Raw genomic sequence first — 20,730 nt, 5'->3', positions numbered from 1 at the left:
AAGATGATAACTCCCCTAAAAAAGACATATTTACAAGTTTTCCTAGTAATAGGAATTGTATTTTTCTTTATTATTAATTTCAACCAAAATGCTCGTCTAGATGATGATTATATTGGTGAACAAGTTTATTGGTTATTAAAAGACGGAAAAGTACATTCTAATTTAATTGGAGAATTTGGAAATTTAGGTATTGATGAATACCAATCTGTTTTCCATAAATTTTTAGTTTATAGCGGATATGGAATTACAAAAGTATTTGGTTGGTCTCTTTTTACATTGCATATGAATGGACTACTTTATGCTATTCTTTTTTTAGGGATTTTCTATTATTATATTAAAAATAAATACAAAGTTAAGTGGAATGATACCGTGTTATTATTACCATTTAGTGTTTTATTACTTACCAACGAATTTCAAGAATTTGCCTCTAGTTTTCGCCCAGAAATCATGCAAATGACAATAGGTTTTATTTCTTTTATTTTCTTAGATAAATATATAAATACAAAGAAAAATTTACCTTTTATTTTTTCTGCGATTTTTGCCGGATTAGCTTTTCTTACACATCTTAACGGAGTTGTATATATTGGAGCAGCAACGATTTATCTTTTCTTTTTCAAAAGAGAATATATTCGTGCAGTGATTTATGGATTAATTTCTTCAGCTGTTTTCGGGCTTTATTTTGCAGATATTTTGGTTTATGCAGATATTCCATATTTTATTCACCAATTTTCGGATGACCCATCTTTAGCACATTCGGATTTCTATTGGTATTCTCCTTTGACAAAACTTATTGGGGAACATGAAAGATATTACTCAGAAGGATTCTGGTTAGTTTTTACAGTTCCTTTGACGCTTTTTATAATCTTGACTTTTAAAAGACTTAAAAAACAAAATCCATTTTTGGTAATCTATACTTTTTTAGCAATGATTCTTTTTGGATTATATGCTTATACAAAAACTACAAAGTATATTTTACTTTTCTATCCAATGCTTTTATTACTGTTTACAGAATCTTTTCAGATTTTACAAAAAGAAGAAAATTGGAAACAAAAATTCAGTTCTATTTTCGTTCTGATTTGTTTAGTTAGTTCTGTTGGTTTTATGGTGCAACTTACAGTTTCTAATATTTATAAATCAAAAGATTGGGAAGCTTATGGGGAGAAAGTAGAATCAATTATTGGTTCAGAAAATAAAATTTTATCAAACGGAAACTTAATTTTTGACCAAATAAAAAATCAAGAAAAAATTATCAATATTAATCAGTTTTCTTTCTTTAGAAAAGTAAAAGGAATGGAAGCGTATAATTTTGAAGAGCTTATCGAAAATACAAAAGATAGAGATTATGAGTATATTGTATTAGATAATCAATTTAAAAAAGCTTTCGATGTGAAAGATTCGGATCTTCAGGAAACAGAAGATTACGAAGTGATTCACAATGAAGATGATATGATAATTCTTAAATACAAAAAATGAAAAAAACATTAGCCATTTTCGATTTTGATGGAACGCTAACTACAAAAGATACCATGTTTGAATTCATCAAATTTACACATGGAAAAACACAAATGTATGTTGGTTTACTGCTTCGTTCTTTTTACATTAAATTATATTTAATTAAAATTATTTCGAATGAAAAGTTGAAAGAAATCGTAATGGATTATTTCTACGAAGGAAAGTTAAAAGAGTGGTTGGAAGAGCAAGCAGTTCTATTTTTTGAGGAAAAAGGTTTAGAAATGATGCGTGATGAAGCTGTTGAGAAATTAAAATGGCATCAGAAAGAAAACCATGATGTGTTTATCGTTTCTGCTTCTATAAATATTTGGGTAGAACCTTTTGCTAAATATTATGGAGTAAAATTAATTTCTACGGAATTTGATTATACTAAAGGAATTTTCAACGGAAAATTAGGAACAAAAAACTGCTACGGTGAAGAAAAAGTAAACAGAATTTCTGAAGTAGTAGATTTAGCTTCTTACGAAGATATTTACGCTTACGGAGATAGTTCTGGTGATAAAGGTATTTTAAGAATTGCAAATCATAAATTTTATAAATCATTTTAATAATGAATTCGAAAGAAGAAAAACTAAAAGCATTTGGTCGTTTGTTGGATATTATGGACGATTTAAGAGAAAAATGTCCTTGGGATAAAAAACAAACTTTAGAATCTTTACGTCATCTTACCATTGAAGAAACTTACGAACTGGGAGATGCAATTATTGAAAATGATTTAGAAGAAATAAAAAAAGAGCTAGGAGATTTATTGTTACATATCGCTTTTTATTCAAAAATAGGAGAGGAGAAAAAAGCTTTTGATATTGCTGATGTTGCAAATTCTATTTCCGAAAAATTAATTTATAGACATCCGCATATTTATGGAGATGTAAAAGTTGAAAATGAAGAAGAAGTAAAACGAAACTGGGAAAAACTGAAACTTAAAGAAGGAAAAGGGAAGAAATCTGTTTTAGAAGGAGTTCCTAAATCTTTGCCAGCGATGGTAAAAGCGAGTAGAATTCAAGAAAAAGCTCGTGGTGTAGGTTTTGACTGGGATAATAAAGAGCAAGTTTGGGAAAAAGTTCAAGAAGAACTAGAAGAATTACAGCATGAAATTAAAGAAAATGATCAGGATAAAATGGAATCTGAGCTAGGAGATGTTTTGTTTTCGATTATTAATTATGCAAGGTTTTTAAACATTAACCCAGAAAACGCTTTAGAAAGAACTAATAAAAAATTCATTTATAGATTTCAATATTTAGAGCAAAAAGCAAAAGAAAATAATCTGGAATTAACGGAAATGACTTTGGAAGAAATGGATTTCTATTGGAATCAAGCAAAGTAATTTTCTTAAAATTAGATTTTTAAAAGAAAAAAGTATTCTTTTTAGATTGCTTTAATTTAAAGTTTATTTCTGTGATTTTTTAAAATTATTAATTCAATCCTTATTTATTTAGTAATATATTATAATTACTTTTTTAAAATAAACAGCAATTAAAAGACTGTTTTTTGTTAATATTTTATAAAAACTAAAAAAAGTTGTAACTTCTTGTAACATTTTTTTGAAGTGTGACGTATATATCAATAGAAAGTAAAGTTAAAATTAAATCCTTCATAAATTTAGATGAGACAACTTAAAATTACTAAACAGGTAACGAACAGAGAGACTGCATCATTAGATAAATATTTACAAGAAATTGGTAAAGTAGATCTTATTACTGCAGAACAAGAGGTAGAATTAGCACAACGTATTAAAGCTGGAGATCAAGTTGCATTAGAAAGATTGACAAAAGCAAACTTACGTTTCGTAGTATCTGTTGCCAAACAATATCAAAATCAAGGGTTAACATTACCAGATTTAATTAATGAGGGAAATTTAGGATTAATTAAAGCAGCAAAAAGATTTGATGAAACTCGTGGATTCAAATTTATCTCGTATGCTGTATGGTGGATTAGACAATCGATTCTTCAAGCTCTAGCTGAGCAATCAAGAATTGTACGTTTACCATTAAACAAAATTGGTTCGATTAACAAGATTAATAAAATGTATGCGTTCTTAGAGCAAGAAAATGAGCGTCCGCCATCTGCTGAAGAAATCGCAAAAAAATTAGATATGTCTATTAGTGATGTAAAAGAATCTATGAAGAATTCTGGTCGTCACGTATCAATGGATGCTCCATTAATCGAAGGAGAAGATTCAAACTTATACGACGTTTTACGTTCAGGAGAATCTCCAAATCCAGATAAAGATTTATTACACGAATCATTAAGAGTAGAGATTGAAAGAGCTCTTGAAACATTAACTCCAAGAGAAGGTGATGTTATTCAATTATACTTTGGTTTAGGTGGAAATCACCCAATGACATTAGAAGAAATCGGAGAAACTTTCGATTTAACTCGTGAAAGAGTTCGTCAGATTAAAGAAAAAGCAATCAGAAGATTGAAACATACTTCTAGAAGTAAGATTTTAAAAACTTATTTAGGTTAAAATATAAACTCTCGATTTTTCGAGAGTTTTTTTATGGAAATTATTTTGATTTAAATTACTTTTGCGCATACAACACAACATTATAATTTTATGAAAAAATATATAGCACCATCTTTATTATCTGCGGATTTTGGAAACTTACAGAGAGATATTGAGATGATTAATAATAGTGAAGCTGATTGGTTTCATATTGACGTGATGGATGGAGTTTTTGTTCCAAACATTTCTTTCGGAATGCCAGTAATCAAAGCGATTAATAAGCATGCGAAAAAAACAATGGATGTACATTTAATGATTGTAGAGCCAGATAGATATATCAAACAATTCAAAGAAGTTGGAGCAGATATTCTTACAGTGCACTACGAAACTTGTCCACATTTACACCGTACAATCCAAGCTATTCGTGCGGAAGGAATGAAAGTTGGAGTTTCTTTAAATCCACACACGCCTGTTTCTGTTTTAGAAGATATTCTTTCAGAAATTGATTTAGTTTTAATTATGAGTGTAAATCCTGGTTTTGGAGGACAATCATTTATTGAAGCTACTTATAAGAAAATTCAGAAATTAACGGAGATGAAAAACGAGGCTAATCCTGAATTAATTATCGAAGTAGATGGTGGAGTAACAGATCAAAATATCGAAAAATTAGCTGAAGCAGGAGCAAATGCTTTTGTAGCAGGAAGTTTTGTTTTTGGTAGTGAAAATCCTTCGGAGACTATTAAAAGATTAAAAGAATTAGCTTAATTCTGTTGAAATAAGCTTTTAAATAAAACATAAAAAAACTGTTTAGGATTTCTCTTAAACAGTTTTTTCAGTTATAGACCATTGGTCAAAATATTTTAAAAATATCTTTGTAATATTTCTTGCATCATCAATTCCTCGATGATGTGTTCCTTCTAATGAAAATTTTTCTCGAGCTAAAGCTCCTTTCATTCCCATGTGTCTTTTGGCAGAACTAACATCGGTATATTGATGTTTAATACTGATATGTTTTTGTACCCAATCATAGTTTAAACCTTTTTGTTTTGATTCTGCTTCTAATTGGTTTCTATCAAAAAATCCCCAAGAACATAAAACGTAATCTTCTGTTTCTGTTCCAATCCATTTTTTGAAATTTTCGATTGCTTCTGTAAAAAATGGAGCATTTTCTACATCTTTTTGTGTGATAGAAGTTAGTTCTGTACAAAAATCACTTAAAATTGGTTGATTACCCGGTCTTACAAATTGTACAAATTCAGATACAATTTCTTTTTCTTCATTTACCATTACAGCACCAATTTCAATCACTTCATGTTTTCTCCCATTTGCTTTTTCCCAACAAGTTGCTTCTAAATCGAAGACAATATATTTCATAGTTTTATTTTTTTTGTTACATATTTTTATTTCAAAGGTTCAAAAAAAGTATTTTGATAATTTTCTAAAAGTTCCGGATGTGTAATTTTTACAATGTCTTTTAAAATCAAATCAGGACGAAGCATTCCATACTCATAATATAATAATCCGCCTGTTTCTCCTTTTTTTGCTCCAAACGAATATACCTTTTTATTTTTAAATGCATTAAATTCTGTGTAATGTTTATTAGCTTCTGCTAATTCATCGTAAGAAGTATAACTTCCTGCACCAACCCAAAAATCAGCGTTTTTAGCTTTATCCAAAACAGATTCAAAATTTAAAGATAAACTTCCAGTTCCTTTTGAATCTTTCCATAAATAATTTGTGTTTGCATCTTTAAAAAATACAGCTGCATAACTTTCTCCCGCAGGAAGATTCCAAATATCTTTATACATATGTCCAGAAAGTAGCGTTGGAACATTTTTCGCTGTTTTTGCTAATTCTTTTACTTTCAGATATTCTGTTTCAATATTATTAAAAACTTTATTCGCGAAATCATTTTCTCCATATAAAGCTCCAAAAAACTTAATCCATTCTGCTTTTCCTAGCGGAGAAGCTTCAAGCCAATCTCCGTTTAAAAGAATCGGAATTCCAGCTCTACGAATTGTTGTGTACGATTTTGGCTCATTGTCCACCATAAAACCAACTAAAATATCTGGAGAAAGATCTAAAACTTTTTCACTATTTAATTCAGCTTGATTTCCAACTTCTTTTACATTTCCAGCGTTGATCAAAGCACGAGTTCTCTTTGAAGAAACATAAAAAGTATTCGGGAAACCAACTAAAGTTCTCTCTTTATTGATTGCTTCTAACATCGGAACATGTGTTGTAGAAGTAACAATAATTTTCTGGATAGGAACTTCAATTTTTGTATATGATTTTAAATTTTCTGGAATTTCTACACCTTTTTTTGCTAAAACAAAAGTTTCTTTTTTCTCAGATTTTGGTGAAGAAATAGTAAGTTTTTGCACATTTTCAATTGATTCTAATTGAAAACCTTCTGCGTATTTTATGTTAGATGGAGCAATTTTTATTTCTTTCTGTACCTCTTTTTTTTCTTCTTTTTTAGATTCACAAGAAATTAAAATTAAAGCACTAAAAATAGCAATTAAGAAAAATGGAATAATTTTTTTAAGCATATTCTTGAAGTTTGAAATTTGTAGTTAATTCTCCGTTTTCATAAAAAACAGAAATAACACATCCGTATGGAATTTCGAATGAAAAAGAATCTTTTAAATCTAAATCTGTTATATGAGATAAAATACTACGAATAACTCCAGAATGCGTAACGATTACAGCATTTTCATTTTTAGCAACAATTTCATCGAAAAAAGAAGTAACTCTTTTGTGTAAATCTAGATAAGATTCTCCGTTTGGAACTTTTGTGTTTACAAAATCTTGCATCCATGGATCAGAGATTTCTCTAGGAATTTCATCCCAAGCTACCAACTCCCAATCTCCAAAAAACATTTCTAAAATCTTTCTAGATACCGTAAAATTTGGATTAATCTTTTGAGCCAATAAAGCACATCTATTCAAAGGACTGCTATAAATTTTGAAATCAGAAACAGAACCGATTTTTTCTAAAACCACTTCAGCTTCTTCATCAAATGTATTTTTTACACCAATATTGCTTTGGCCATAACACATGCCTTTTTCAATATTTGGAGTTGTATGTCGTATTATTTTAATTTCCATAAATTGCTATTATTGAAAGATAAAAGACTATTTCATTAATCTGCTGCGCTGCACCAGCACAGTCACCAGTATGTCCGCCAATCCATTTTTTGTAATATCTTCCAAGAAGATAAGTAGCAATGGTCATCGAAATTAATACCAAGAAAATTTTAAAATCTTGGAATAAAAATAAACTTCCGATACCAAAAATTGCATTTACAAAAAGCGAAGAAAAAGGCATTCTGTCTGCTGAAGGTTTTACTTTACTTTTATCTATGTCTTGAACATAAGGAAGGAAATAAATTATCCCCGTCGCAAAAAAACGACTAATCATATGTCCAGAAATGATTGCAAAAATAATCCAATTATATGAGAATTGAGATAGAGTTAGATATTTTAATGCTAAAATTCCTATAAGCCCAACAGTTCCGTAGGTTCCCAAGCGAGAATCTTTCATAATTGTTAGGATTTTTTCCTTGGTCCAGCCACCTCCAAACCCATCGCAGACGTCAGCAAACCCATCTTCATGGAAAGCTCCTGTAATCCAGATTGAACTAATCATGCTGATGATGATAGAAATAGAAGTTGGAAAAAGAAAACTAGAACCATAGAAAATAAGTGCGGAAATACCACCAACAATAAAACCTATTATCGAAAAATAGCGTGTGCTTTTATTCAGAATTTCACTAGAATGATCGATCCATTTTGGACATGGGATTCTAGTGAAAAACATTAAAGCTGTAAAGAAAATATCTAGTTCTTTTTTCATCAAAATTGATTTGTGATTTCTTTCTAAAAAAATAGTTTAACCCAAAGATTTAGAAAGAATTTAATATTTTGACAAAAGTATATTTTTTTAGAGATTTAACAGCTCAAAATTAGAACCATATTTTATTTTCATGTCATTGTGAAAAATTTCAGGTTTTAAATTGTATTCGTATGATTTTCGAAGGTTGATTTAATTTTTACAAAAGAAGATTTAATTAATTATTTTGAAAAGAAACAGAAGATAAAAAAAGTCGAAATCAGATTTATAATATTTTGATTTCGACTTTTTTGAGTTTTTGAATATTCGTTGGTTTAACCAATTAGTTTCTCTCGCCAATTAGTCCATTTATATTTTTTAGCAAAAACCACAATAAGAAGTGGGTATAAAACAATCACTGGAAGAAAAGTATCGATTCCAAGAGATGGTTCTGCATAATCGATAAACAAAGCATCTGTGTGGAAAACTGTCCAGTTTGCTGTAACAAAAACAGAGGCTAAAATATTATTGATAGCATGCATTCCTAGAGCTAATTCAGTACCTTTATCCATTAAAGTAACAATTCCAAAGAAAAAACCAGTTCCGATATAATAGACCATAATCCAATTTCCAACTTTAGCAACTTCAGGATTTGATAAATGTAATAATCCGAAAATTGTAGAAGTTAGCACTAAAGCAAAAAATGGACTTTTAGAAAGAAGACCAAAACCTTGCATTAAATACCCTCTAAAAAGTAGCTCTTCTAGAGAAGTTTGGGTTGGAATTAATAAAACAGAAATCAATAATAAAGTGAAAAAAGGTCCAGCTTTAAAATTCCATTCATAAGATTCTGGTGAAAGAATGATTCCTAAAGTAATAGTTATAACAGAAATGATTCCCCAAGTGAAAACTCCAAAGAAAAAACGCTTCCAATCTATTTTTTTTCTAGATGTGATAATACTTGTAGTAGTTTTTTTATGTAAATATTTAACACAAAATAAAAGTAAAATAAACCCAATAATGAAGGTTAATAACATCAATATTAAATAAAGATTTTTATTGATATTTAAACTTCCAAAATTATCTAAAGCAGCATTATAGAAAGTTTGAGTATCACCCGCTTTAAAAAAAGCAACAATCATTAAGGGAATAGAACCAATTTGAGTTCCAAGCATTACAATTAAAACAGTAAAAACATAAAGCCACCAATCATTTTTACCAGAGTTACCAGTTTGTATAAAATTCATTTTCTTATTTTCTATTTTATTAATTAAAGAATAAATCTTCTAAATGCCAATTTTTGGAATTATTATAATGAAGTGCACCATTTTTTACTTCTAAAGGAGAAGCAATATTATTAGTGAATAAACCTCCTGTTCCAAGTCCTTGTGGCATTTTGTTTTGTAAATCATAAGTGTATTGAGCGATGGCGTTTAGACCAATATTACTCTCTAAAGCAGAAGTGATCCACCAACCAATATTGTATTTTTCGGCTAATTCAATCCATTCATCAGAACCTTTGATTCCACCGACTAAACTAGGTTTCAAAATAATATATTGAGGTTGGATCTCTTTCAGAATAATTTCTTTTTCCTCTTTAAAGAAAATACCGATTAAATCTTCATCTAAGGCAATAGGAAGTGGCGTTTCTCTACAAAGTTTTGCCATCTGAATCCATTGTTCCTGTTTGATTGGTTGTTCTATCGAATGAATATCTAATTTGGAAAGTCTTTCTAATTTTGTCAAAGCTTCTTCAGGAGAAAAAGCACCATTTGCATCTACACGAAGCTCGATATCGTTTACCGAAAAATTATTTCGAATACTTTGTAAAAGATCAATTTCGGTATCAAAATCAATAGCTCCGATTTTCATTTTAATTGTTGTAAAACCTGCTTTGATTTTATCTTCAATTTGTTGATTCATGAATTTTTTATCTCCCATCCAAATCAATCCATTGATATTGATTGCTTCTTTTCCAGAAGTAAAATTAGAAGGGGAAAGATGAAACATATTTTCATTTTCAAAAGAAAGAAAAGCTTGTTCTACTCCAAATTGAATGGAAGGGAATTCGTATAATTCTTCCAAAAGTTTTTCTCTACCCAAATGAATATTTTCGCAAACCCATTGAAGTTTTAATTCATAATCTGGGCGATCATCTGCGCTTAATCCTCGAAAAACGGCACATTCTCCAATTCCTCTTTTTTCATTGTCAATTAAATAAAGAAAAAAAGTTTCTTTTGTATGTAGAATTCCACGAGAGGTTCCACTGGCTTGTTTAAAGTTTAGAATATATTTCTTGTAAATTGCTTTCAAAATCTGAATGTTTTAGGAGCTAAAATATTAAAAATACTCAGAAATTATGACAAAAAAAGGCTGATTATGAAAACTTGTAAATTAAGTTGATTTTTAAATATCAAAATAGAAATTTTAAAATAAAGTTTAAATTTAAGAGTTAGATGCTTAAAAATTTGTAATTTAAAACTAAGATTGTATTAAAAAACAATTGATGTGTTAATGTAACTATTAACCAACGGAAAACTAAACTTAACCAAACAAAAAACTCTAGTAGAAGTACTAGAGTTTTTTTTGAATATAATCGAAATTATATCTAAGGTTTGATAATGGTTTAATTCTGTAAAAATGTAGTAAAACTTCTTACATTATATAAAACACAAAACTCGTGGATGTATTGTGTTTACAAACCATTTTTAATTTATTTTACATTCTTCCACCAATCCGATTTTGGTAATTCTGTTGAATCAAGAGAAAAGTTTCTTCCAATTTCTGGAGTGGTTACTTTTACACCAAGTTCGTTAGATTTGTTAATGAATCTTTCAATAGGATCTGTCCAAGTATGCATTGCTAATTTAAATGCTCCCCAGTGAATAGGAATTACTTGTTCCGCTTTTAAGTCTACAGCTGTTTGTGCTGTTTCTTCTGGAAACATATGGATTTCTTTCCATAATTTATTGTACTGTCCACATTCAAGCATTGCAAAATCAAAAGGTCCGTATTTATCACCAATTTCTTTGAAATGATCTCCATATCCAGAATCTCCGCTGAAAAAGATGTTTTTAGAAGGAGATTTGATAACCCAAGAACTCCATAAAGTTGTGTTTCTATTAAACAATCCTCTTCCAGAAAAATGCTGTGCAGGCGTACTTACCAAAGTGATATTTTCGTCAGTGATTGTATCCCACCAATTAAATTCCTTAATTTTTTCTTCTTCCACTTTCCAAGCTTTTAAATGGTTTCCTACACCTAGTGGAACATAGAATTTTTTTACTTTATGTTTAATTTTTTTAATAGTTTCATAATCCAAATGATCATAATGATCATGAGAAATAATTACCATATCAATCTCAGGAAGTTTTTCCGCAATAATTGGTAATTCTTCATTAAATCTTTTATTTCCTAAAAGTGGGTGAGGAGCTGGTACGTCACTAAAAACAGGATCTAATAAAATATTTTTTCCTTCCATTTGAATCAAGAAAGATGAATGTCCAAACCAAATAATATCATTTACGTTTTTCTGAGGATTTGCAATTTCTATAGAATCTACTTTCTGTACGTTTATGCTATTTTCTGGTTTTGTATTCGGATGTTTTTTAAAGAAATATTCTTTGAACATTTTTCTAAAATTTTCTCCTCCCATGTTTACATCAACCTTTCCAAGGTTTTGAAATTTTCCTTCTTTAAAGTTTGAAGTTTTTTCAAAGGCTAATTTTTGTTCTTTTGAAATATTTCCTCCAAACTGTGGACTTAAGTTTATAAATAAAACACCAATAACAAGAACGATTGTTATTATGGCTAAAATTGTTAGTGTCATTTTCTTCAGGATTTTTTTTATTCTCATATTACCGAATTTTTATTCGATTATTGTTTTAAAAAATAATCAAGTGTTCCCTGATTACTTAAAGTTTTATATTAATTAATGTATTTTGAATTATTTTTTTAATGTTTAATAGCATTCCATGTAATATCAAACATCATGTTTAAATCTTTTTCTTTAATAGATAATTGTTTAGATGTAACGAAAAAGATAGTTTGTTTTAGCATCGCATCTATGATTCCAAGAATAATTCCAGTATCAATATTTTTTAATTCTTTAGCTTCTTTTCCCATTTCAATCAAACCAATACCTGCTTTCATTTTATCATCACGAATATCTTGAGGTACTTTTTGATAATAAGGAGATTGTTTTACTTGTGTCAAAAAACTCATCTCTTTATGATTATTTATACCAAAATTTACCCAATGTAGCCAGATAGATTTTAATTGTAATTTAAAAGATAAATTCTCATTCATGTTTTGCTTACTTTTTTTCATTTGTTCTTTGATTAATTCACTACAAATAGAAACAATCAGATCTTCTTTATTTTTATAATACACATAAAGTGTAGATGGAGAAATTCCAACTTTTCTTGCAAGCTCTGCCATTTTTACACCAGCAAAACCTTTTTCAAAAATGATATTTATCGTCTCATTTTTTATTCGAATTCTTTTTTCTTCATCTTTTAATTTCATATTGCAAATGTATATAATCGAATAAATATTCGATAATAAAAAAATGTTAATTTTTAAAAAATAAGTTTATTGAGATTAAAAAAAAGGATTCACTATAAAATATTAAATTCAAATTTAAAGTCGGTTAATTTAAATTTATTTTACATGTTAAAAATCAATTGATTAGTAATGTTTGGCTTACAGTTTAGTAATAAGTAGTTAATGTTTATAATATTCTTTTAAATGAATTTTGAGTTGAAAATTTTAACCTAAATACTTAATTTAAAATAATGAAAACAAAATTTACTCTAGTTTTATTATTATTTGTAAGCATTTTGCTTACTAATTGTACAAAAGAAGATGAAAGTTATGAACAAGGAGAAGTAACTCCAGATACAGAGACTTTATTAAGGTCTAATCATAGGGCTAATGTAGCATTTCATCATGCACCAATTCACATTCAGGATGTGGACAGAACAGGAAAATATAGTTTAGGTGGTGTATCAGATTATGTTACAGCTGTTGATTTTGATGGAGATTGGAATTCTTCTAACAATTGGAATAATATTTCTACAGCTTCTCAAGCAAAAGCGGTTTGTTATTATTCTGTTTCAGAAACTTCTACACATTATTATGTAGTTTATTCTTTCTTTCACCCAAGAGATTGGACAGATAATTTCTTCCTTTATAGTTTAGATCAGCATGAAAATGATTTAGAAGGAATTTTACATATCATTAAAAAAGATGGTTCTACTTATGGAACTTTACAAGGAATTGTTACCGTATTCCACTTAAACTTTTATTCTTTTAAACCAAGCGGAAGTCCACTTACAAATGGAAATGAAGATATTGATGGAATTTGCGATACAGAATATTATGCTGGTTCTTATAGAGCAATAACTTCTCAGGAGGCAAAAGGACATGGAATCAAAACGTATCCTACTTTAAAACCAGGAGGAAGTGATTATGTAAAATATTACCCAAGTTTAACAACTTCAGAATACCCTTCAAGTCCTTATGACCAACATGTAAAATATAAATTAGTTGATATTTTTGAACCAAACGGATTCTGGGATCATAGATGGAATTCACAATTTTTAATTAACGGAGCCTATTTTCCAAACACAAAAACAAGTAATGGACAAGCGAATGCACCATGGAATTGGAATGATGGAAATGATAATGTAGGAACAGGAATTATTGCTACAGATCCTGCTGCATTAACAAATGATTATTTCAATAATCTTGGAACATTTAGCTCTTCATATGTTTATAATCCTTATCAATAGGATATAAGTTTTTATAAGTTGAACTAAAAGCCTCATTTGAAAAAATGAGGCTTTGTTTTGAGATAAATTATATAAAATTAGAATTAATGTTCTTATCTAACAAAACCTTCTCTAGCTCCACCATTGGCGAATAAAGCTCTAGATCTTTGTTTTTGTCCTTTTGTAAACATACTCATACAATAATCATCTGTATAATCCATGAAATTCATAAACATATCTGATGTGTTACAGTGGTATGTTGGGTAGTTTGGACATCCGTAGTTTGGTGTGTTTTGACTTGGAGTATCGTATACAAAATCATCAATAGAACAATTTCTACTATCTCCCCAAATGTGTCTTAAATTTAACCAATGTCCAACTTCGTGTGTTGTAGTTCTTCCTAAATTAAACGGTGCTTGAACATATCCAGTAGTTCCAAAAAACTGAGGACTTACAACCACTCCATCCGTATCAGGATTTCCACCTGGGAATTGAGCATAACCTAAAATTCCACCACCAATATTACCTACCCAAATATTTAAATACCTTGAAGTATCCCAAGCATCAGAACCACCTCTGTTAGAATGTTTGATATCTGAAGAATCTCCCCATGAAGCTCTGTTTGATGGTACACGAATAATTTGTTCTAAATAAAAATACATATTGAATGCAGCTGCATCGTCTCTAAATTCACTTGGAATTGAAGAAACATCATTCAATAAATTAAAATCTCTGTTTAAAACATTGATTTGAGATTGAATTTGATCATAACTAATATTCTGTGTATAATTTGAATAAACCACGTGTACTACCACAGGAACATAAATTAAAGAATTTCTTTCAGATTCTGATCTTTCTCTTTTTCTATAATTTTGTGTAAAATCTTCAATAGCATTCATACGTTGTAAAATTGTAGGATCTTCAGAAGCTTCTTTTTCTAAAACTTCTGTTGTCAAACAATTTCTATGTTCTACAGTTTCTTCTGTTTGTTCAGGTAATGCTATTTCGTCCTTTTGTTCATCTTCACATGAAACTAGTACTAACATACACAATGTTAATACTAACCATTTTGCCTTCGTCATAAATAAATAGATTTCTTAGTTTTCGTGCTTCAAATCTATATAAAATAAATACTGCTAAAAGAAGTTTAACTTTTAATATGAAAAATGTAATGAATATTGATTTTTACTTATTTTAAAATAAAAAATTATCTTAAAAAGTGTAAAAATACTGTTAAATCCAATAAGTGATTTTTGTTAATAAAATAACATTACAACTTTAATTGTTAAAAATATTACTTTTAAAAAGGTGTTTTTTGAAAGATTTTAAACTGAAAAAAGAAGCTGTTTAGTTTATATATTTAAATTATAATTCAAAGAAAATAAAACTACATAAATTTAAACAAGCTCTTAACAAATGAAAAATATAGAATCAAAACTATCTGTGTTTGAAAATTTTTATCTTTACCCAAAATATTGAACAATGGCAAATATAGATTGGAAAACCGTAAAAGAATACCAAGATATTACGTATAAAAAACATAATGGAGTAGCACGAATCGCTTTTAATAGACCAGATATTCGTAATGCTTTCAGACCACAAACTACAAGTGAATTATTAGATGCTTTTCATGATGCACAAGAAGATACTTCTATTGGAGTAATTCTTTTATCAGCAGAAGGACCTTCTTCAAAAGATGGAATTTGGTCTTTTTGTTCAGGAGGAGATCAAAAAGCTAGAGGACACCAAGGATATGTTGGACAAGACGGATATCACCGTTTAAATATTTTAGATGTACAACGTTTGATTCGTTTTATGCCTAAAGCTGTGATTGCTGTAGTTCCAGGATGGGCTGTAGGAGGTGGACACAGTTTACATGTTGTTTGTGATTTAACTTTAGCGAGTAAAGAGCATGCAATCTTCAAACAAACAGATGCAGATGTAACTAGTTTTGATGGAGGATATGGTTCTGCTTATTTAGCAAAAATGGTTGGGCAAAAGAAAGCAAGAGAGATTTTCTTTTTAGGAAGAAATTATTCTGCACAAGAAGCTTATGAAATGGGAATGGTAAATGCTGTAATTCCACATGATGAGTTAGAAGATACTGCTTACCAATGGGCTCAGGAGATTTTAGATAAATCGCCAACTTCTATCAAAATGTTGAAATTTGCCATGAACTTGACAGATGACGGAATGGTAGGGCAACAAGTTTTTGCAGGAGAAGCAACTCGTTTGGCTTATATGACAGAAGAAGCAAAGGAAGGAAGAGATGCTTTCTTAGAAAAACGTAAACCAGATTTTAGAAAAATCAAATGGATTCCATAAGATTTTATAAATCACATGTATAAATAATAACAGTTGACTTTTGTTGGTTAAATAATTAAAATTCAACTGGTAAGATGGTATTATTTTATGCAATTTATTCTAAGTTTTTATAAAATTGGATAAAATAATACCACTTTAAAATATAAGTTATTGTAATTCATTGTATTTTTGTGATGTTCTTAAAATCGAAGAGATATGAAAATACTTTGTATAGGAAGAAATTATACAAACCACATAAAGGAGTTACAAAACGAAAAACCTGAAGAACCAGTAATCTTTTTAAAACCGGATTCTTCAATACTACCTAAAAACAATCCTTTTTTTATTCCTTCTTTTTCAGATGATGTTCATTATGAAGTTGAGGTTTTGGTGAAAATCAATAAAGTAGGAAAATATATTGAGTCAAAATTTGCTCATAAATACTACGATGAGGTTGGATTAGGAATCGATTTTACTGCAAGAGACTTACAATCAAAATTAAAAGCAAAAGGTTTACCTTGGGAAATAGCAAAAGGTTTTGATGGTGCTACAATTATCGGAAATTTTGTTCCAAAAGAAAAATTTGAAAACTTACAAGATTTAAATTTCTCTTTAGAAAAAAACGGTGAGACAGTACAGGAAGGAAATACCAACCAGATGCTTTGGAAGATTGATGAGATTATAGAATATGTTTCACAGTTTTATACCTTGAAAAAAGGAGATATAATTTTTACAGGAACACCAGCAGGTGTCGGAAAAGTTTCAGAAAACGACGAACTAATTGGAAAGATAGAAGGAGAAGAGTTTTTAAAAGTAAGAGTAAAATAAAATGAGTAATAAAACCCCAATTTTTAAATTATACTCAAAGCAATCTCTTATTTTATTTTCAGTGATTGCTTCCCCATTTTTTGCTTCTTTTTTGATGGCTTCTAATTTGAAATCCATGAAAAAAGTTAAACAAATTCCGATGGTAATCTTATATGCACTTATTTTTACCTTTTTGGTAAACGGAATGATGGTGAATTTAGGAAGCTCAATGAGTTTATTTCTAATTATGGGATTAAACTTTTTAGGAGGAATCGTATTAAATACTTTTTTCTGGAATGAATATTTAGGAAAAGATATCACATATGAAGCAAAATCAATTCAGAAACCAGTATTGATTTTTGCATTGATGCTTGTTTTATTGATGGTGTTACAAGGTTTTATGATGAGAGCTTAAAAAAGACTTCAATTAAGAGAGTTGTATAACTTAAATTTTAATTCTCAAAAAAATAACAAAAAGGAAAGTGTAAAAGCTTTCCTTTTTTTGTTCTTTATCAAATACTACAAAATACGTAGCGGAAAATTCTCGATTTAAGGTTGTAATAATAGGAGGAGTGTTTTTGGGGAAGAAAATGAGAAAAAGACTTCTGAAAATTATGGAGATAAAAAAATTAGAATCCATTGTAATTTTAGATGCAAGTTTGAATGAAGAAGATTATGAAAAATCTATTCAAAATTCGGAACTAATTACTGATTAATGTTCGAGATATGTTTCATAACTTTGAAAGCTTATAATTTAGAAATAGAAAAAAGATGAATGCAGAAATAATTACCATAGGAGATGAAATATTAATTGGGCAAATTGTGGATACTAATTCCCAATGGATTGCCAAAGAATTAAACAAAATAGGAATTTCTGTTTATCAAATTACTTCTATTCAAGATGATACAAAACATATAACAAAAGCAATTGCAGAAGCACAAGAAAATGCAGAAATCGTAATTATCACAGGAGGGTTAGGGCCAACAAAAGATGATATTACAAAACATACGATTACAACATATTTTCAAGATTCGTTGGTTTTAAACGAAGAAGTGGAAACACATATCAAAAATCTTTTTGCAAAAATTAATTATCCATTTACAGAAGTTAACAGACAACAAGCTTTAGTTCCAACAAAATCAGAAGTTCTTTTCAATGAATTGGGAACAGCGCCAGGAATGTGGTTGGAGAATGAAAAAGGAATTGTAGTTTCTATGCCTGGAGTTCCAAATGAGATGAAAGGAATTGTTTCTAAAGAACTTTTACCAAAGTTGCAATATAAATTTGATTTACCTTTTATATACCATAAAACTATTTTGACTTATGGAATGGGAGAAAGTATGGTTGCAGATCGTTTGGAAACTTGGGAAGATGCACTTCCGAAACATATCAAATTGGCATATTTACCTCAATATGGAAAGTTAATGTTGCGACTTACGGCAAAAGGAGACAATGAACAATTTTTGATTGATAGTGTAGCAGAAGAAGTGGAGAAAATGCAACAAATTATCGGAGATATTATTGTTGGTTATGATGAAAATGAAACGATGGAAGCTCTAGTTGGGAAACTTCTTACAGAAAATAAAGCAACTTTAGCTATTGCAGAAAGCTGTACTGGAGGAAAAATAGCAGAAACGATCACTTCTGTTCCGGGCTCTTCGGCTTATTTTATTGGTGGAATTGTACCTTATAATGTTAAAATTAAGATTCAAGAACTAGAAGTTTTACAAGAAACTGTAGATAAATATACAGTAGTAAGTGAGGAAGTTGCAAAAGAAATGGCACTTGGAATTCAGAAAAAATTTGGAACAGACTATGCAATTGCAACAACAGGAAATGCAGGTCCAACAAAAGATTTAACAGATGAAACAGTAGGAACTGTGTATATTTCTATAGCTTCACCAGCTGGAATTTGTGTTGAAAAATTTAATTTTGGACAGCCAAGAGAGAAGGTAATTCACCGCACAACACTTAAGTCGTTGGAGTTACTTCAGAAAGAAATTAGAAAAAACATTTTGAATAGTTTGTAAATCGTTATAATTATTTTTAACTTTGCACCTCGTTTTGAGATAACACTAAAAACTGTTAAAGATGTCAAAAGTTTGTGAACTTACAGGAAAAAAAGCAATGGTGGGGAACAATGTTTCACACGCCTTAAATAGAACTAAAAGAAAATTCAATGCTAACTTAATGAAGAAGCGTTTCTATATTCCAGAAGAAGATAAGTGGATTACTTTAAAAGTATCTGCATCTGCTTTAAAGGATATTAACAAGAAAGGAATCGCTGCTGTAATTAAAGAAGCAAAGCAAAAAGGATTTTTAAAATAATTATTTGATAATTAAAAAATCGAATTAAGATGGCAAAGAAAGGAAACAGAGTGCAAGTAATCTTAGAGTGCACTGAACATAAAGCTTCTGGATTACCAGGAACTTCTAGATATATTACAACTAAGAACAAAAAGAACACTCCAGATAGATTAGAGATTAAGAAATTTAATCCAATCTTGAAGAAAATGACAGTTCATAAAGAAATTAAATAATTTTAAGTCATGGCAAAGAAATCGGTAGCATCGTTACAGTCTGGTTCTAAAAGATTAACAAAAGCTATTAAAATGGTAAAATCTCCTAAATCGGGATCTTACACTTTTGTAGAAACTATTACAGATCCATCACAAGTAAACGACTTTTTAAACAAAAAGTAATTTGTGAGAAAATATAATTTTAAAAAAGCTACTTTCATATAATTGAAAGTGGCTTTTTTTTTATATTTGTAAAGTTTTAGAATAAGATTTGTATTCATTTAAAGATTTTCAAAAAAACATACTATTTTACAGTTTTTTTGAAAATAATTGAAAAGCGAAGAGGATTGCTGACAAATTTTATTACCATAATTATTTAATTTCCCAAAGAAGAATAAAATGAGTTTTTTTAAAAAGTTATTTTCAAGAGAAAAAAAAGAGACCTTAGATAAAGGTTTAGAACAGTCAAAAACTACATTTTTCTCTAAGTTATCAAAAATTGTTGCTGGAAAATCAAAAGTAGATGATGAAGTTTTAGATGATTTAGAAGAAGTATTAATTTCATCAGATGTTGGTGTAGATACTACTCTTAAAGTAATTGATAGAATTGAAGATAGAGTTTCAAAAGATAAATATTTAGGAACTGATGAGTTGAATGGAATTTTAAGAGAAGAAATAGCAGGACTTCTTTCAGAAACAAATACTGGAGAAGCTGTTGATTTTGAAGTTCCATTAAACAAAAAACCTTATGTTTTGATGGTAGTTGGAGTAAACGGAGTTGGAAAGACTACAACTATCGGAAAATTGGCTTATCAATTTAAAAAAGCTGGTAAGAAAGTAGTTCTTGGAGCTGCAGATACTTTCCGTGCTGCTGCAATTGATCAGTTACAAATCTGGGCAGATAGAGTAGATGTTCCTATTGTGAAGCAACAAATGGGATCTGATCCTGCTTCTGTAGCTTTTGATACTTTACAATCTGCTGTAACACAAGACGCAGATGTTGTAATTATTGATACTGCTGGTCGTTTACACAATAAAGTAAACTTAATGAACGAGCTTTCGAAAGTGAAACGTGTAATGCAAAAAGTAGTTGGAGATGCTCCACACGAAGTGCTTTTAGTTTTAGATGGTTCTACTGGACAAAATGCTTTTGAGCAAGCAAAACAATTTACAAAAGCAACAGAAGTAAACTCTTTAGCAGTAACAAAATTAGATGGAACTGCAAAAGGAGGAGTTGTAATCGGAATTTCAGATCAATTTAAAATTCCAGTAAAATATATTGGAGTTGGAGAAGGAATTGAAGATTTACAAGTTTTCAATAAGTATGAGTTTGTAGATTCGTTCTTTAAATAAGATTGAAAAAACAATAATATTATAGAGTAAAAGTCCTGTCGAAAGATGGGACTTTTTTGATGCTTTTTATTTTGTAAAAGAAGGTTTGAAAAGAATGAAAAATTTTATAAAATAAGCCTTTTAAAATTTCTCATTTCTCAAAATATAATGAATAAAACGTATATTTGTAAAGAACCTAA

24 protein-coding genes are annotated in these 20,730 nt (G+C 29.2%); 15 read left to right on the top strand and 9 right to left on the bottom strand.

Going from position 1 to position 20,730, the window contains the following annotated elements; genetic code table 11:
- Window positions 1-3 precede the first annotated feature (3 nt).
- The 5 genes from I0K12_RS00605 to rpe all read left to right on the top strand — a co-directional run bounded on the left by I0K12_RS00605 (window position 4) and on the right by rpe (window position 4,723).
- The gene (locus I0K12_RS00605) at window positions 4-1,473 is read left to right on the top strand and encodes a glycosyltransferase family 39 protein (protein ID WP_196884963.1); all 1,470 of its coding nucleotides are present in this window, start codon (window positions 4-6) and stop codon (window positions 1,471-1,473) included.
- A complete protein-coding gene (locus tag I0K12_RS00600; protein ID WP_196884962.1) occupies window positions 1,470-2,060 on the top strand; it encodes an HAD family hydrolase in 591 nt (196 codons plus the stop codon). Before I0K12_RS00605 ends, I0K12_RS00600 begins: the two co-directional genes overlap by 4 nt.
- Window positions 2,061-2,062: 2 nt before the next feature.
- Window positions 2,063-2,836 (top strand): nucleoside triphosphate pyrophosphohydrolase, encoded by a 774-nt coding sequence (gene mazG / locus I0K12_RS00595; RefSeq protein WP_196884961.1) that lies wholly within the window; start codon window positions 2,063-2,065, stop codon window positions 2,834-2,836.
- A 279-nt stretch (window positions 2,837-3,115) separates the two neighbouring features.
- Window positions 3,116-3,979: an RNA polymerase sigma factor RpoD/SigA gene (locus I0K12_RS00590; protein ID WP_196884960.1), complete on the top strand. Its 864-nt coding sequence runs from the start codon at window positions 3,116-3,118 to the stop codon at window positions 3,977-3,979.
- 90 nt (window positions 3,980-4,069) lie between these two features.
- The gene (gene rpe / locus I0K12_RS00585) at window positions 4,070-4,723 is read left to right on the top strand and encodes a ribulose-phosphate 3-epimerase (protein WP_196884959.1); all 654 of its coding nucleotides are present in this window, start codon (window positions 4,070-4,072) and stop codon (window positions 4,721-4,723) included.
- A 54-nt stretch (window positions 4,724-4,777) separates the two neighbouring features.
- On the opposite strand, the gene I0K12_RS00580 is transcribed toward rpe, so the two are convergent.
- From I0K12_RS00580 to I0K12_RS00545, 8 genes are all read right to left on the bottom strand, one after another.
- Window positions 4,778-5,332 (bottom strand): 3'-5' exonuclease, encoded by a 555-nt coding sequence (locus I0K12_RS00580; protein WP_196884958.1) that lies wholly within the window; start codon window positions 5,330-5,332, stop codon window positions 4,778-4,780.
- A 26-nt stretch (window positions 5,333-5,358) separates the two neighbouring features.
- On the bottom strand, window positions 5,359-6,510 hold the full coding sequence (locus I0K12_RS00575) for an ABC transporter substrate-binding protein (protein ID WP_196884957.1): 1,152 nt from the start codon (window positions 6,508-6,510) through the stop codon (window positions 5,359-5,361).
- Window positions 6,503-7,069 (bottom strand): alpha-ribazole phosphatase, encoded by a 567-nt coding sequence (gene cobC, locus I0K12_RS00570; protein WP_196884956.1) that lies wholly within the window; start codon window positions 7,067-7,069, stop codon window positions 6,503-6,505. The genes I0K12_RS00575 and cobC overlap by 8 nt, the downstream gene beginning before the upstream one ends.
- Window positions 7,059-7,817 (bottom strand): adenosylcobinamide-GDP ribazoletransferase, encoded by a 759-nt coding sequence (locus tag I0K12_RS00565; RefSeq protein WP_196884955.1) that lies wholly within the window; start codon window positions 7,815-7,817, stop codon window positions 7,059-7,061. The genes cobC and I0K12_RS00565 overlap by 11 nt, the downstream gene beginning before the upstream one ends.
- A gap of 311 nt (window positions 7,818-8,128) precedes the next feature.
- Window positions 8,129-9,040 carry a CPBP family intramembrane glutamic endopeptidase gene (locus I0K12_RS00560; RefSeq protein ID WP_196884954.1) on the bottom strand — a complete coding sequence of 304 codons (912 nt, stop codon included), beginning with the start codon at window positions 9,038-9,040 and terminating at the stop codon, window positions 8,129-8,131.
- 19 nt (window positions 9,041-9,059) lie between these two features.
- Window positions 9,060-10,106, bottom strand: a complete 1,047-nt coding sequence (locus tag I0K12_RS00555; protein ID WP_196884953.1) for an o-succinylbenzoate synthase — start codon at window positions 10,104-10,106, stop codon at window positions 9,060-9,062.
- A 400-nt stretch (window positions 10,107-10,506) separates the two neighbouring features.
- A complete protein-coding gene (locus tag I0K12_RS00550; RefSeq protein WP_231372671.1) occupies window positions 10,507-11,649 on the bottom strand; it encodes an MBL fold metallo-hydrolase in 1,143 nt (380 codons plus the stop codon).
- Window positions 11,650-11,747: 98 nt separating this feature from the next.
- Window positions 11,748-12,320 carry a TetR/AcrR family transcriptional regulator gene (locus tag I0K12_RS00545; RefSeq protein ID WP_196884952.1) on the bottom strand — a complete coding sequence of 191 codons (573 nt, stop codon included), beginning with the start codon at window positions 12,318-12,320 and terminating at the stop codon, window positions 11,748-11,750.
- A gap of 269 nt (window positions 12,321-12,589) precedes the next feature.
- Between I0K12_RS00545 and I0K12_RS00540 the strand changes: the two genes are divergently transcribed.
- Window positions 12,590-13,588, top strand: coding sequence for a hypothetical protein (locus I0K12_RS00540; RefSeq protein WP_196884951.1), 999 nt, complete (start codon window positions 12,590-12,592; stop codon window positions 13,586-13,588).
- 92 nt (window positions 13,589-13,680) lie between these two features.
- On the opposite strand, the gene I0K12_RS00535 is transcribed toward I0K12_RS00540, so the two are convergent.
- Window positions 13,681-14,649: a zinc metalloprotease gene (locus I0K12_RS00535; protein ID WP_196884950.1), complete on the bottom strand. Its 969-nt coding sequence runs from the start codon at window positions 14,647-14,649 to the stop codon at window positions 13,681-13,683.
- 400 nt (window positions 14,650-15,049) lie between these two features.
- On the opposite strand from I0K12_RS00535, the gene I0K12_RS00530 reads away from it, so the two are divergent.
- From I0K12_RS00530 to ftsY, 9 genes are all read left to right on the top strand, one after another.
- A complete protein-coding gene (locus tag I0K12_RS00530; protein WP_196884949.1) occupies window positions 15,050-15,892 on the top strand; it encodes a 1,4-dihydroxy-2-naphthoyl-CoA synthase in 843 nt (280 codons plus the stop codon).
- Between the two features lie 195 nt (window positions 15,893-16,087).
- Window positions 16,088-16,699, top strand: a complete 612-nt coding sequence (locus tag I0K12_RS00525) for a fumarylacetoacetate hydrolase family protein (RefSeq protein ID WP_196884948.1) — start codon at window positions 16,088-16,090, stop codon at window positions 16,697-16,699.
- A 115-nt stretch (window positions 16,700-16,814) separates the two neighbouring features.
- Window positions 16,815-17,093 (top strand): hypothetical protein, encoded by a 279-nt coding sequence (locus tag I0K12_RS00520; RefSeq protein ID WP_196884947.1) that lies wholly within the window; start codon window positions 16,815-16,817, stop codon window positions 17,091-17,093.
- Between the two features lie 175 nt (window positions 17,094-17,268).
- Complete coding sequence (locus I0K12_RS22080; RefSeq protein ID WP_255552846.1) at window positions 17,269-17,394, top strand: hypothetical protein; 126 nt, start codon at window positions 17,269-17,271, stop codon at window positions 17,392-17,394.
- Between the two features lie 55 nt (window positions 17,395-17,449).
- Window positions 17,450-18,709, top strand: a complete 1,260-nt coding sequence (locus I0K12_RS00515; protein WP_196884946.1) for a competence/damage-inducible protein A — start codon at window positions 17,450-17,452, stop codon at window positions 18,707-18,709.
- 61 nt (window positions 18,710-18,770) lie between these two features.
- Window positions 18,771-19,007 (top strand): 50S ribosomal protein L28, encoded by a 237-nt coding sequence (gene rpmB, locus I0K12_RS00510; protein ID WP_196884945.1) that lies wholly within the window; start codon window positions 18,771-18,773, stop codon window positions 19,005-19,007.
- Between the two features lie 29 nt (window positions 19,008-19,036).
- Window positions 19,037-19,219, top strand: a complete 183-nt coding sequence (rpmG, locus tag I0K12_RS00505; RefSeq protein ID WP_196884944.1) for a 50S ribosomal protein L33 — start codon at window positions 19,037-19,039, stop codon at window positions 19,217-19,219.
- A gap of 9 nt (window positions 19,220-19,228) precedes the next feature.
- Window positions 19,229-19,381 (top strand): DUF4295 domain-containing protein, encoded by a 153-nt coding sequence (locus tag I0K12_RS00500; RefSeq protein ID WP_196884943.1) that lies wholly within the window; start codon window positions 19,229-19,231, stop codon window positions 19,379-19,381.
- 216 nt (window positions 19,382-19,597) lie between these two features.
- Entirely contained in the window at window positions 19,598-20,551 is a 954-nt protein-coding gene (gene ftsY, locus I0K12_RS00495; RefSeq protein WP_196884942.1) for a signal recognition particle-docking protein FtsY, read from the top strand.
- Window positions 20,552-20,730 lie beyond the last annotated feature (179 nt).

Origin of the sequence: Aureivirga sp. CE67 (assembly GCF_015767245.1) — a bacterium.
In the GTDB taxonomy this organism is placed as follows: Bacteria; Bacteroidota; Bacteroidia; order Flavobacteriales; family Flavobacteriaceae; genus Aureivirga.
The sequence above is the reverse complement of the archived record's forward strand: the minus strand, read 5'-3'. Positions and strand labels throughout refer to the sequence as shown.